Genomic DNA, 13,253 nt, shown 5'->3' with positions numbered 1-13,253 from the left:
TTGCAAATGCTCGCCATAGCCAAGCTATGGCTGCGCTTTGCGCCTAGATCAGGCGCCTTTTGACGTGCTGCTCGGACACGCTCGAAATACTCTCAGCCTCTGACATGAAGACGGCATCTTGAACTCACCGAACCCTGCTCTCGTCACCCACCGCGCAGCCCAGCGCTTACCGCGACTGGCGCTCTTTCTCTTCTGCGCCGCCTATGTCATTCCAGGCGTCTTTGGCCGCGACCCCTGGAAAAATGCCGACATTACAGCGTTCGGCTACATGGTCGGCATGGTCGACGGACGTAGTTCATGGATCTCACCAGCCCTGGGTGGACTGCCGTCGGACGCTGCTCTGTTGCCGTATTGGCTGGGCGCCGCGTTCATCAAACTGCTCGGCCCCTTGCTCGGGGCGCCGCTCGCCGCCCGCCTCCCATTTGCGCTGCTGCTTGTGCTGGTGCTCGTGCTGACCTGGTACAGCACTTACCACCTCGCCAGAACCGACGCCGCGCAGCCCCTGCCCTTTGCCTTCGGCGGTGAAGCCAATCCAATCGACTACGCTCGTGCGATTGCCGATGGTGCCTTGCTTGCCCTGATCGCGACACTGGGTCTTTTGCAGTTGGGTCATGAGACGACGCCCGAACTCGCGCAACTGGCCAGTGTGTCGCTGTACCTCTATGGACTGTCGGCCATACCGATGAGAGGCATCGAGCCCAGGTTGGCCGTGCTCTTCGCATTGCCCGCTCTTGCTGCGAGCGGGGCCCCTGCCGTGGCTATCTCGCTCGGCGTCGTGGGGGCGCTGATCTGCTGGCGAGGCGATCAACCCACCGGTCGCGAATTCTTGCCCTGGGTGATCGGTAGCACACTGGTGGCAGCGGGGGCGGCATGGCTGATCGGTGCGTGGGGCTGGCGTTTGAGCGCGTATAGCTCCGCAGCCCAGTTCATTGCCACGCTTAAGCTCCTCGTCTGGTTCCCGTGGCCGGCATGGCCCCTCGCCTTCTGGACGATCTGGCGCTGGCGGCATCACCTGCTGCATCGGCATCTGGCCGTGCCGCTTGGATGCGCTATGGTCAGCCTTGCCGCATGCATCGCCATGGGCGGCTCGGATCGCGCACTGATGCTCACACTCCCGCCACTGGCGGTCCTGGCGTCGTTCGCATTGCCGACACTGCAGCGCAGCACCTCGGCTGCCGTCGACTGGTTTTCGGTGTTCTTCTTTAGCGTGTGCAGCATCAGCATGTGGGTGGTCTACCTTTCACTGCAGACGGGCATTCCCGCCACCCCTGCGGTGAATGTAGGGCGTCGGCTGTCGGGCTACACCTCGAGCTTTTCAATCATCGCTCTCTTGATCGCCGGGCTCGGCACGCTCGCATGGATCTGGCTCGTGCGATGGCGCGCGGGACGGCACCGCAATCCCTTGTGGAAAAGCCTTGTGCTGCCGGCCAGTGGTGTCGCCTTGTGCTGGCTGCTGCTGACCACCCTCTGGTTGCCCATGATGGACTACGCCCGAAGCTACCGGCCGCTGATCGATCGCATCGCGCGCCATGTGCCTAAGAATCAGTGCGTCAACGGCTGGGCCCTGCCGCGTGGCCAGATCGCGGCGCTCGAGTCCCTTGGTGGCTACCAAGTCGACGCAATCAACGCACCGCCGCTCTCTCGTTGTGACTATCTCCTGCGCATCGAACCGACCAGCAACCTGCGGACATCGATCGCGGGGTGGACGCTGGTGGCGCGCGAGCAACGACCCAGTGACAAGGACGAACTCACGGCAATCTATCGCCGCAATCCGACACAGTAATCGTAGCCAGTTGGTCTGGACATTCGCTGCGAATGCCGACGACCAGGTACTGCCCGAGCAATGAAGTCAACTCGCGTTGATGCGGTCGAGGGAGCGCCTCGGGTCCGCTGCCAGTTCGACATACCGAATTCGCGCCGCCGGAAACACGAGTTTGAAGCTCGACCCCTTGCCCGGTTCACTGTCAATCTCCAGTTCACCGCCATGGCGTTGGGTCACGTGCTTGACAATCGACAAGCCCAGGCCCGTCCCCCCCGTGTCGCGCGATCGGCTACCGTCCACCCGATAGAAGCGTTCGGTCAATCGTGGAATGTGCTCGCGCTCAATGCCTATGCCGCTGTCGCGCACTTCCAGTTCCCCGGCGCCATCGACGCGCACCAACCAGGTCACCGACACCTTTCCGCCGGTTGGCGTATAGCGGACGGCGTTGTTGACGAGATTCGCGATAGCGCTCAGCAACTCGTTGTCGGCACCTGCGATCTGCACCCCGTTCGCATCGTCGAAGCTCAGCACGTGCCGCCCCGATGACAATGCTTCGGCATCAGCATGCACCTGCCCGAGGATCTTCTGAAGGCTCGCCCAGCGGTCCGCGGCGGGCCTCGGGCTGCCTTCGAGTTGGGCGAGTATCAGCAGATCCCCAACCAGCGTTTGCATGCGCAGCGACTGCTGCGACATCAACTCCAGCACGCGACGACGCTCCACCTCTGTCAGGGGCAGATTGCTCATGGTCTCGATGAAGCCGGACAAAACAGTCAGCGGTGTGCGAATTTCATGAGAGACATTGGCTACAAAATCGCGACGCATTGCATCGTTGCGCTCGCGCTCAGTGATGTCCTGCGACAGCACCAGCTTCATTCCCTCACCATAAGGTCGAACCAGCACCGCGATCGTGCCGCGCGACCCAGGGCCGGCGAAGCTGATCGCGTCCTCGAAGGAGCCAGCCTGCAGATAGGCGACGAACGCTGGCGCCCGAACGAGGTTGGTAATGCGCTGGCGTCGGTCGCGTTGCGGATCAAGTCCGAAGTGATCGGCAGCCACCGAGTTGCACCACTCGATCTGATCGCTCTCGTCGAGCATCAGCACCCCGTTGGGCGAGGCCTCGATGGCGGAGAGAAACTGGTCGAGCCGCGCGTTCTCGGTTTCGACGCGCCGCTCCAAGAGGCGCACCGATCGCTCGACGCGATAGCCCACCTCGCCCCAGAACCCAGCATCACGGGGTGCCGGCCCTTCGTTCTGTGCGCGCAACCAATTCATGAAGCGATGTGCGCGCCACGCGTCGACAAATCCGTAGAGCAATGCGGCAGTGCCTGCGCCCACACATGCGCCCACAGCGGGCCAATGCAAAAAGCTGCCGATAAGCATACCGAGCAGTGCAGCAGCGATCACCGCCAACACGCCGGCAAGCAACCTAGGAAGAAGCCATCCCATCGCGTAGCAGCCGTGGTCAGAGGCTGAGAGTATTTCGAGCGTGTCCGAGCAGCACGTCAAAAGGCGGCTGATCTAGGCGCAAAGCGCAGACATAGCTCGTGCTATGGCGAGCATTTGCAACGACGAGCAGCGGCCTTTTGGCGTGATGAGCGGGCATGATCGAAAAACTCTCAGCCTCTCAGTTCGACAGAGCCTGCATCTGCTGCGTAAGGCGGTAACCTGCACCGCGCACGGTCTCGATCATCCGCGAGCACTGGACGGGCTCGAGTGCCTCGCGCAGACGCTTCACATGAACGTCGACCGTGCGCTCTTCGATGAAAACGTGGTCGCCCCATACGCGATCAAGTAACTGTGCGCGGCTGTGGACGCGCTCCGGGTGGGTCATGAAAAAATGCAGCAGGCGAAACTCTGTCGGCCCGATACGCACTTCGCGTTCGTCGCGGGTCACGCGGCGGGTTCCTGGGTCAAGCTTGAGCCCGCCCACATCGACCAGCGCGTCGAGTGCCTCGGGCGCCTTGCGCCGCAACACAGCACGAATGCGAGCGAGCAGTTCGTTGGTCGAAAACGGCTTGATGAGATAGTCATCCGCGCCCGCGTCCAAACCGGCAATCTTGTCGGCCTCTTCCGCCCGCGCCGTCAGCATGATCACCGGCAGCTCACGCGTACGGGCCTGGCTGCGCCAGCGCTTCGCGAGCGCGAGCCCAGACTGTCCGGGGAGCATCCAGTCGAGCACCACGAGGTCCGGCAACACGCGGTCGACCTCGAATTGCGCCTGGTCGGCCGTGCCAGCAATGGTCACCTTGTAACCTGCATGGCGCAAATTGATTGAAATCAGTTCGGCGATGGCCGATTCGTCTTCAACCACAAGAACCCGACTCATCGCATCTGCTCCTTCAGCGAACCATGTTCTCAACGGTCGCGACGGGGTTGTGGCGAACGTCGGTGCCCTTCACGACATAGATGATCACCTCGGCCAGGTTCTTCGCATGGTCACCCACACGTTCGATGGCCTTGGCAACGAACACCAGGTCGATGCTGGACGATATCGTCCGAGGGTCTTCCATCATGAAAGTGATGAGCTTGCGCATCAGCCCTTCGAATTCCTGGTCGATCTGGTCGTCCTGCTTGAGCACCTCAACGGCCTGCTCTACATCGAGTCGGGCGAAAGCGTCGAGCGCTTTTCTCAACTGCTTGATCCCGAGTTCAGACTCGTAGGCAAGATCGTTCACCGGCAGACGCATGCGGCTGGATACGCCACTGTTGATGAGGCGCTGCACCGTGCGCGCAATGCGGGCAGCTTCATCACCCACGCGTTCGAGATTGGCAATCGTCTTGCTGATGGCAATCAGCAAACGCAGATCGCGCGCCGTCGGCTGGCGCCGCGCGATGATGGTGGACAGATCGTGGTCGATCTCCATTTCCATCGCGTTCACGACCTCTTCCTGCGTCAGCACCTGCGATGCCGTCTCGCCGCTGAAATTCGTAAGCGCGTAAATGGCCTGCGCCACTTGTGACTCGACCAGTCCGCCCATTTCGAGCACCCGCGTGGAGATGCCGCTCAGTTCGGCGTCAAATTGGGTGGAAAGATGCTTGTCGCTCATGATTGCCCGTCCTTAGCCGAAACGTCCGGTGATGTAGTCCTCAGTGTCCTTCTTCCTGGGTTTCATGAAGAGGTCTGATGTCGGACCGAATTCGATCAGGTCGCCCAGGTACATGTAGGCGGTGTAGTCGGACGTGCGGGCCGCCTGTTGCATGTTGTGAGTGACGATGACCACGGTGTAGTCGCTCTTCAGTTCGTGAATGAGTTCTTCAATCTTGCCGGTCGAAATCGGATCCAGCGCCGAGCAGGGTTCGTCGAGCAACAGTACCTCGGGCTTGATCGCGATTCCGCGCGCAATGCACAGCCGCTGCTGCTGGCCGCCGGACAAGCCCGACCCGCTCTGGTTCAGCTTGTCCTTCACTTCGTTCCACAACGCTGCCTTCTTGAGCGCCCATTCCACCCGCTCGTCCATTTCTATTCGCGGCAGCGTCTCGAACAGGCGCACCCCGAAAGCGATGTTGTCGTAAATCGACATCGGAAAGGGCGTGGGCTTCTGGAAGACCATGCCGACCTTGGCGCGGATGAGCGACACGTCCTGCTTGGAACTGAGGATGTTCTCACCGTCGAGGATGATTTCGCCTTCCGCGCGCTGCTCGGGATACAGCTCGAACATGCGGTTGAAGGTGCGCAGCAGCGTCGACTTACCGCAGCCCGATGGGCCGATGAAGGCCGTGACCTTCTTCTCCGGGATGTCCATATTGATGTGCTTGAGTGCCTGGAAACTCCCGTAATAGAAGTTCAGATCATGCACCGACAGTTTGGGCTTTTCGGTCACCGGTAGTTCGACTCTTGCGTCCATGGCTAGATACTTCTTTCAGTGCTTCTTGCGGAACATCACCCGCGCGAGGATATTGAGCGCCAGAACGCCGAGCGTAATCAGGAACACCCCCGCCCACGCCAGCTTCTGCCAGTTCTCGTAGGGACTCATGGCGAACTTGAAGATCGTGTTCGGAAGGTTCGCCATCGGATGACTCAAGTCGGACGACCAGAACTGATTCGACAGGGCCGTGAAGATGAGCGGTGCAGTCTCGCCTGCGACGCGCGCAAAGGCCAGCAAGATGCCGGTCATCACGCCCGCCTGTGCTGACTTGAGCGTTACCGCGAGGATCACCTTCCACTTCGGCGTGCCAAGCGCGTAGGCGGCTTCGCGCAAGGCGTTCGGGATCAGCGTCAGCATATTCTCGGTGGTCCGAATGACGACCGGAATCACGATGAGCGCGAGCGCCATGATGCCCGCGTAGCCCGAGTAACTCTTGGCTCGCGACACCATTACCGCGTAGATGAAAAGGCCGATCACGATCGAAGGTGCCGAGAGCAGGATGTCGTTGATGAATCGCGTGACGCTTCCGAGCCACGTCTTCTGCCCATATTCGGCGAGGTAGATGCCTGCGAGGATTCCGATGGGTGTGGCGACCAAGGTAGCCAGCACCACCATCAGCAACGACCCGTAGATCGCATTGGCGAGCCCGCCGGTTTCGGCTTGCGGCGGTGGTGTCATCTCAGTGAAGACGCTCCACGACAGCCCGCCCACGCCCAGTCGAATGGTCTCGATCAGGATCCAGATGAGCCAGAACAGCCCGAAAGCCATGGCCGCCATCGACATCGTGAGGGCGACGACGTTGACCACCTTGCGGCGGCGATGCTTGGCGATGCGGCTGGAATCGATGCTCGGGGTGAGCTTGCTCATGCCGCGACTCCTTCACCCTTGCGCAATTGAGCAAGCAGCAGCTTGGACAGTCCGAGCACCACGAAGGTCACGAAGAACAGGACGAGCGCAAGATACAGCAGAGAGGCTTGGTGCAGACCATCGCCCGCTTCCGCGAACTCATTGGCCAACACCGAGGTGATGCTGTTCGCCGCTTCAAACAAGGACGGCCCATTGAGCTGGTTGGCATTGCCGATCACAAAGGTGACCGCCATCGTTTCACCCAGCGCACGGCCGAGCCCCAGCATGATGCCGCCGATGACACCAGTCTTGGTGTAGGGCAGCACGACCTTGAATACGACTTCCCAGGTCGTCGCGCCCAACCCGTAGGCCGACTCCTTGAGCATCGCTGGTGTAACTTCGAATACGTCGCGCATCACCGCGGCGATGAAGGGAATGATCATGATGGCGAGGATGATGCCCGCTGACAAGATGCCGATGCCCACCGGTGCACCTGAGACCAAGTCCTTCAATACCGGAACATTGCCGAAGAGCAGCTGCATCGGTTGCTGCACGTACTGGGACAGCACCGGACTGAATACCAGCAGACCCCACATGCCATAGACGATGGACGGGACGGCGGCAAGCAGTTCGATGGCCACGCCCAGCGGCCGGCGCAGCCAGCCGGGGGAGAGCTCGGTGAGAAAAAGGGCAATACCGAAACTCACCGGCACTGCAATCAACAACGCGATGAAGGACGTGGCAAGCGTCCCGTAAATCATCACGAGACCACCGTACTGGTCTTTGACCGGATCCCACTCACTGCGCCAGAGGAAGCTCAGCCCGTACTCGCGAATGGCGGGCGATGCACCGACTGTCAATGAACCGATGATGGCCGCCAGCAGCACGAGCGTGAGGATGGCGGCCCCGTGGGCAAGAACCGAAAACAGCCTATCGGCCCAGGGTACCACTCGTCTAATCGCGGGCGGCCGCCCCATCGGATCGGAGCGTTGCATCTCGTTCTTTTCGTAGTGGGATGCGGGAAGTGTAGCGGCCACGATGTCTCCAGGCGGGCGTAAGCGGCGCGGTCCTGCGGGTCGCGCCGGTCGAATCTATCTGCTGCCGATCATTTGAACGCGACGACCTTGCCGGATGCATCCTTTATCTCGCCCCACTGCTTGCGGACGAGGTTCTTCACCGAATCGGGCAAAGGAACGTACTCAAGATCGCTGGCCATCTGGTCGCCATTCGCATAAGCCCATTCGAAGAACTTGAGCGTGCTGGCCGCCTGCGCCGGCTTGTCTTGCGTCTTGTGCATCATGATGAAGGTCGCACCCGTCAGCGGCCACGCGTCCTTGCCGGCCTGCTCGGTCAGCACCTGGTAGAAGCTCTTGCTCCAGTCGGCGCCAGCGGCGGCGGCCTTGAAGTTGAGATCATCAGGCGCCACGAAATTGCCAGTCGCGTTCTTCAGCAGCACATACGACATCTTGTTCTGCTTGGCGTAGGCGTACTCGACGTAGCCGATGGAGTTGGGCAGTCGCTGCACGTAGGACGAGACACCCTCGTTGCCCTTGCCACCCGCACCGGTCGGCCAGTTCACTGCTGTGCCCTCGCCCACCTTGCTCTTCCACTCGGCGTTCACCTTCGACAGGTAATTCGTGAAGATGAAGCTAGTGCCCGAACCGTCAGCGCGGCGAACCACTGAGATCGCCGCGTCCGGCAGCGGCACACCAGGGTTCAGCGCAGTAAGCGCGGGGTCGTTCCACTTGGCGACCTTTCCCAGGTAGATGTCGCCGAGGATCTGGCCCGTGAGCCTGATCTGTCCGGGCTGGATGCCCTTGATGTTGACCACCGGCACAACGCCGCCGACGACGACCGGAAACTGAATGAGGCCGTCCTTGACAAGTTCGTCGTCCTTGAGCGGCATATCGGACGCACCGAAGTCGACGGTCTTGGAGCGAATCTGCTTGAGGCCAGCGCCGGAGCCGACCGATTGGTAATTGATATGCGTGCCGGTGGCCTTGTTGTAGGCATCGGCCCACTTTGCGTACAGCGGGGCCGGGAAGGTGGCGCCGGCACCGGTGACGTCTTCAGCGTTAACACTGCCGGCCAAGAGCCCGAGGCCGATGGCGGCGATTGTTGGGCGCAGGAGCGAGAACATCATGGACATGCCTTTCTCAACGATCGTCTGATTTTGATGACTCGAACTGTAAGCAAGGCACGTGACAGAACCGTGACACGAGGGGGCGCCCGTCATTTCACGTGCAGGGAGTCGTGTGACCGCCACGAGAGTGTCATGCACCCTTCATAAGCTGCCGGAGGTGCTCGCCCGCGCGCAAATTTATTCACGTAGCAAACGACCACCAACCTCGCTATACAAACCACGTTTAGACGAGAAGCGTCGCGGCCAAACGCTCCGCGCAGGCCTTGGCGGTTGCCGGGTCACGCGCCTCTACCATCACCCGCACCAACGGCTCCGTGCCCGACGGTCGAATCAGAACCCGCCCCGAATCGCCGAGTTCGCGCGTGACACGATTTTGCTCATCGGCAAGATTCGGGTTCGATTTCCAGTCGTGCCCGGGAGCGATCCTGACGTTGATCAGCACCTGCGGAAAGAGCGCGACCTCGCTCAACAGTTGCGGCAAAGGCTTGCCAGACCGCGCCACAGCTTCGAGGATCTGCAAGGCGCTCACGATGCCATCACCAGTCGTGTGCTTGTCTAGCGCCAGCAAATGTCCCGAGCCCTCGCCGCCCAATAGCCAATCGCGGGCGGACAGCTCTTCGAGAACATAGCGGTCACCGACCTTGGCGCGGATAAACTCGACGCCGCGCGCATTCAACGCCACCTCGACGGCCATGTTGGTCATCAGCGTTCCAACGGCCCCCTTGATCGCTTGGCCTTGTGCTAGCCGATCCGCCACCATCACATAGAGAAGTTCGTCTCCGTTGTAGAGGCGGCCTCGCGAATCGACGAGTTGCAAGCGGTCGGCATCGCCATCCAGCGCGATACCGTAGTCGGCCTGATGCTCGCGCACCGCTTCGACGAGTCTGGCCGGAGAAGTTGCTCCGAACCCTGCATTGATGTTGTAGCCGTCCGGCTTGCACCCGATGCAAGTGACTTCCGCGCCCAGTTCGTGAAACACGTCCGGCGCCACGTGATAGGCCGCGCCGTGCGCCGCGTCGATGACGATCTTCAGGCCCTTGAGCGAGAGGTCATTAGAGAACGTGTTCTTGCAGAACTCGATGTAGCGCCCGCTCGCGTCGTCCAGGCGCTTGGCCTTCCCCAACTGCTTCGAGTCAACCCATTGCGGATCTTCGACCAATGCCGCTTCGACCTCAAGCTCCCACGCATCGGGCAGCTTTTCACCGCGTGCCGAGAAGAACTTGATGCCGTTGTCGCCGAAAGGGTTGTGCGACGCGCTGATCACGACGCCAAGGCTCAGACGGAGGGCGCGCGTGAGATAGGCGACGCCGGGTGTCGGGAGTGGGCCAGTCAGCAAAACCTCGACACCTGCGGAGGCGAAGCCAGCTTCCAGCGACGATTCGATCATGTAGCCAGAGATTCGCGTGTCCTTGCCTATGAGCACCGTCGGACGTTCTTCACGGCGTTTGAGTACACGGCCGACGGCATGGCCGAGACGAAGCATGAAGTCGGGCGTTATGGGCGATTGGCCGACCGTGCCGCGGATGCCGTCGGTGCCGAAATATGTTCTGCTCATGGATGGGAGATACTGCGTTTGGCGTCGAATTCGGGATTGTCTCCTATCGAACCGAACGGGCTGCCCGCAGGCAGGACTAGGAACCGAGAAGCCCTGCAGCCCGCCAGACTTTCAGGGCATCCACGGTAGCACCAACGTCGTGGACGCGGACGATGGTGGCGCCCCTCTGCACCGCCGCTAGTGCGGCGGCGACACTGGCCGGCATTCGGTCGCCGGCGGGTCGACCGGTTAGCGCGCCGAGCGAAGATTTTCTAGACCACCCGGCGAGGATGGGGAAGCCCAAGACTTTCAATTCGTCTTGTCGGCGCAGCAGCTCGAAGTTGTGCTCCACCGTCTTGCCGAAGCCGTAACCAGGGTCGAGGACGATTCGTTCCGACATCATTCCTTGATCGAGCAGTATCTTGGCTCGTTCGCCCAGGAACTCCCGCACCGCGACCAGCACATCCTCGTACGAAGGCGCCACCTGCATAGATCGCGGCTTCCCCTGCATGTGCATGAGGCACACGCCGCACGATGGATGAGCCGCCACGCATTCCACAGCACCCGGCGCGCGCAAGGCGTTGATGTCGTTGACAATGTCCACGCCCAAATCGAGCGCCCGCTGCATCAACTCGGTCTTGGCGGTGTCTAGCGGCACCGGGCACCCGAGCTTCCATGCGCCTTCGAGCACCGGCAGCACCCGCGCCATTTCTTCTGCTGCGCTCACCGCTTGGGCGCCTGGACGACTCGATTCACCGCCGATGTCGAGAATGTCCGCGCCATCTTTCAGCAATTGTTCGCAATGCTCGAGGGCAGCACGGACCGTGGCGTGCTTCCCTCCGTCGGAGAACGAATCGGGCGTGACATTCACGATGCCCATCACGCGTGCCTGCCTGAGATCGATGCGAAAGCGGGTGGTCTGCCAAAACATGAACTGTTCGCCTTTCGTAGCCCGGGCACTCGTCGCAGCCTGCGGCCCATCCCCGGTTTTACCCAGGCTACATGAGAAACGGGGCCGAAGCCCCGTTTAATACTGCACTACCTAGACGCTGTTCGATCAGGCGGCTGCCGGTGCACCGTCTGGATTAACCGGAGGCGGCAGACCACCCGGCTTGTTGGCCGACGGCGTCCAATCCTTGGGCGGACGGGGTGGCTTGCCGGCCATGATCTCGTCGAGCTGCTCAGTGTCGATGGTTTCCCATTCAAGCAGTGCGTTGGCCATCGCGTGCATCTTGTCCTTGTTGTCTTCGATCAACTTGCGGGCGACCGCGTACTGCTCGTCGATGATGCGGCGCACTTCGACGTCGACGCGCTGCATTGTGTCTTCGGACACATTGGTCGTCTTCGTCACTGAACGACCGAGAAAGACTTCACCCTCGTTCTCGGCGTAGACCATTGGGCCAAGCGCCTCGCTCATGCCGTATCGCATGACCATGTCGCGCGCCATCTGCGTTGCGCGCTCGAAGTCATTGCTCGCACCAGTGGTCATCTGATTCATGAACACCTCTTCGGCGATGCGGCCACCAAACAGCATGCTGATCTTGTTCAGCATGTATTCGCGGTCGTAGCTGTAGCGGTCGCGCTCAGGCAGCGACATCGTCACGCCAAGTGCACGGCCACGCGGAATGATGGTCACCTTGTGCACTGGGTCCTGCTTGGGCAGCATGCGCGCCACCAGGGCGTGACCGGACTCGTGATAGGCGGTGTTACGGCGCTCTTCCTCGTCCATGACCATGGACTTGCGCTCCGTGCCCATCATGATCTTGTCTTTAGCCTTCTCGAAGTCGACCATCTCGACCACGCGACCATTGCGACGTGCGGCGAAGAGTGCGGCTTCGTTGACCAGGTTGGCCAGATCGGCGCCCGAAAAGCCCGGGGTACCGCGCGCAAGGATGTCGGCACGGATGTCCTGACCCAGCGGCACCTTGCGCATGTGCACGTTGAGGATCTGCTCGCGACCACGCACATCGGGCAGCGTCACATAAACCTGGCGATCGAACCGGCCCGGACGCAACAGCGCGGGATCGAGAATGTCGGGACGATTGGTCGCTGCCATCACGATCACGCCGAGGTTGGTTTCGAAGCCGTCCATCTCGACGAGCATCTGGTTCAACGTCTGCTCGCGCTCGTCGTTGCCGCCGCCGAGGCCGGCACCGCGATGGCGACCGACCGCGTCGATTTCGTCGACGAAGATGATGCAGGGGGCGCTCTTCTTGGCCTGCTCGAACATGTCGCGAACACGGGCCGCACCTACGCCGACGAACATTTCAACGAAATCGGAACCCGAAATGCTGAAGAACGGCACCTTGGCTTCACCGGCGATGGCCTTAGCCAATAGCGTCTTGCCGGTGCCAGGAGGGCCGACCAGCAGCACACCACGCGGAATACGGCCGCCGAGTTTCTGGAATTTCTGCGGGTCTTTCAGGAAGTCGACGAGTTCCTTCACCTCTTCCTTGGCCTCGTCGCAGCCTGCGACGTCTGCGAAGGTGGTGGTGTTGTTGGCCTCGTCGAGCATGCGCGCCTTGGACTTGCCAAAGCTAAACGCCCCGCCCTTGCCCCCGCCTTGCATCTGCCGCATGAAGTAGATCCACACGCCGATGAGAAGCAGCATCGGCCCCCAGGACACCAGGATGCTCATCAGAACCGACGGTTCTTCGCGGGGCTTGACGTCGAATTTGACGCCGTTGTTGCGCAGGTCACCCACGAGGCCTCGGTCGAGGTACGTGGCAGTGGTACGGATTTCCTTGTCGTCGGTCGTCTTGGCGCGGATTTCGGTGCCGGCCGGACCTTCTTGCAGCAGAACGCTCTTGATGCGCTTGCTCTGCACTTCATCGAGGAATTCTGAATACCCGATCTCGTTCGCGCGAGTCGCGCCACGATCGAACTGCTTGAATACGGTGAACAGCACGAGGGCTATCACCAGCCAAACAGCGATTTTCGAGAACCATTGATTGTTCACCGCGGCTCCTTTTCCGGGTCAAAACACGCTAGCCCAACAACTTGCCTCGAGCTTCCACGGCATATGCGGGCGATTTTATGCCACTCAAGGCCCAGGTTACCGCGGCTAAACACCACAATAGCGAAGGTGTATCGGTACGTGTT

Annotated in this window: 11 protein-coding genes; 1 reads left to right on the top strand and 10 read right to left on the bottom strand. The window is 61.1% G+C overall.

The window, feature by feature from the left end; genetic code table 11:
• Positions 1-118: 118 nt before the first annotated feature.
• Positions 119-1,783, top strand: coding sequence for a hypothetical protein (locus AC30NL_RS22745; protein ID WP_489466257.1), 1,665 nt, complete (start codon positions 119-121; stop codon positions 1,781-1,783).
• A 66-nt stretch (positions 1,784-1,849) separates the two neighbouring features.
• Here the strand turns inward: AC30NL_RS22745 and phoR are convergent, their stop codons facing one another.
• The 10 genes from phoR to ftsH all read right to left on the bottom strand — a co-directional run bounded on the left by phoR (position 1,850) and on the right by ftsH (position 13,110).
• Entirely contained in the window at positions 1,850-3,208 is a 1,359-nt protein-coding gene (gene phoR, locus AC30NL_RS22740) for a phosphate regulon sensor histidine kinase PhoR (protein ID WP_489466256.1), read from the bottom strand.
• 178 nt (positions 3,209-3,386) lie between these two features.
• Positions 3,387-4,088: a phosphate regulon transcriptional regulator PhoB gene (gene phoB / locus AC30NL_RS22735; RefSeq protein WP_489466255.1), complete on the bottom strand. Its 702-nt coding sequence runs from the start codon at positions 4,086-4,088 to the stop codon at positions 3,387-3,389.
• Positions 4,089-4,101: 13 nt separating this feature from the next.
• Positions 4,102-4,809 carry a phosphate signaling complex protein PhoU gene (gene phoU / locus AC30NL_RS22730; RefSeq protein ID WP_489466254.1) on the bottom strand — a complete coding sequence of 236 codons (708 nt, stop codon included), beginning with the start codon at positions 4,807-4,809 and terminating at the stop codon, positions 4,102-4,104.
• A 12-nt stretch (positions 4,810-4,821) separates the two neighbouring features.
• Entirely contained in the window at positions 4,822-5,607 is a 786-nt protein-coding gene (pstB, locus tag AC30NL_RS22725; RefSeq protein WP_489466253.1) for a phosphate ABC transporter ATP-binding protein PstB, read from the bottom strand.
• Between the two features lie 15 nt (positions 5,608-5,622).
• Entirely contained in the window at positions 5,623-6,495 is an 873-nt protein-coding gene (pstA, locus tag AC30NL_RS22720) for a phosphate ABC transporter permease PstA (RefSeq protein WP_489466252.1), read from the bottom strand.
• The gene (gene pstC / locus AC30NL_RS22715; RefSeq protein ID WP_489466259.1) at positions 6,492-7,469 is read right to left on the bottom strand and encodes a phosphate ABC transporter permease subunit PstC; all 978 of its coding nucleotides are present in this window, start codon (positions 7,467-7,469) and stop codon (positions 6,492-6,494) included. The genes pstA and pstC overlap by 4 nt, the downstream gene beginning before the upstream one ends.
• A gap of 110 nt (positions 7,470-7,579) precedes the next feature.
• Entirely contained in the window at positions 7,580-8,617 is a 1,038-nt protein-coding gene (gene pstS, locus AC30NL_RS22710; protein WP_489466258.1) for a phosphate ABC transporter substrate-binding protein PstS, read from the bottom strand.
• 223 nt (positions 8,618-8,840) lie between these two features.
• Positions 8,841-10,172 carry a phosphoglucosamine mutase gene (glmM, locus tag AC30NL_RS22705; protein ID WP_489466251.1) on the bottom strand — a complete coding sequence of 444 codons (1,332 nt, stop codon included), beginning with the start codon at positions 10,170-10,172 and terminating at the stop codon, positions 8,841-8,843.
• A gap of 76 nt (positions 10,173-10,248) precedes the next feature.
• A complete protein-coding gene (gene folP, locus AC30NL_RS22700) occupies positions 10,249-11,082 on the bottom strand; it encodes a dihydropteroate synthase (protein WP_489466250.1) in 834 nt (277 codons plus the stop codon).
• A 126-nt stretch (positions 11,083-11,208) separates the two neighbouring features.
• A complete protein-coding gene (gene ftsH / locus AC30NL_RS22695) occupies positions 11,209-13,110 on the bottom strand; it encodes an ATP-dependent zinc metalloprotease FtsH (RefSeq protein WP_489466249.1) in 1,902 nt (633 codons plus the stop codon).
• Between the last annotated feature and the right edge of the window lie 143 nt (positions 13,111-13,253).

It is taken from the genome of Rhizobacter sp., assembly GCA_021153565.1.
In the GTDB taxonomy this organism is placed as follows: domain Bacteria; phylum Pseudomonadota; class Gammaproteobacteria; order Burkholderiales; family Burkholderiaceae_C; genus Albitalea.
Note: the sequence above shows the minus strand (reverse complement) of the source record. Positions and strands in the feature narration are given on the sequence as shown.

Coding starts and splice junctions, on each gene's coding strand:
- phoR (WP_489466256.1), bottom strand. CDS start 3,208: ATGGGATGGCTTCTTCCTAGGTTGCTTGCCGGCGTGTTGGCGGTGATC.
- phoB (WP_489466255.1), bottom strand. CDS start 4,088: ATGAGTCGGGTTCTTGTGGTTGAAGACGAATCGGCCATCGCCGAACTG.
- phoU (WP_489466254.1), bottom strand. CDS start 4,809: ATGAGCGACAAGCATCTTTCCACCCAATTTGACGCCGAACTGAGCGGC.
- pstB (WP_489466253.1), bottom strand. CDS start 5,607: ATGGACGCAAGAGTCGAACTACCGGTGACCGAAAAGCCCAAACTGTCG.
- pstA (WP_489466252.1), bottom strand. CDS start 6,495: ATGAGCAAGCTCACCCCGAGCATCGATTCCAGCCGCATCGCCAAGCAT.
- pstC (WP_489466259.1), bottom strand. CDS start 7,469: ATGCAACGCTCCGATCCGATGGGGCGGCCGCCCGCGATTAGACGAGTG.
- pstS (WP_489466258.1), bottom strand. CDS start 8,617: ATGATGTTCTCGCTCCTGCGCCCAACAATCGCCGCCATCGGCCTCGGG.
- glmM (WP_489466251.1), bottom strand. CDS start 10,172: ATGAGCAGAACATATTTCGGCACCGACGGCATCCGCGGCACGGTCGGC.
- folP (WP_489466250.1), bottom strand. CDS start 11,082: ATGTTTTGGCAGACCACCCGCTTTCGCATCGATCTCAGGCAGGCACGC.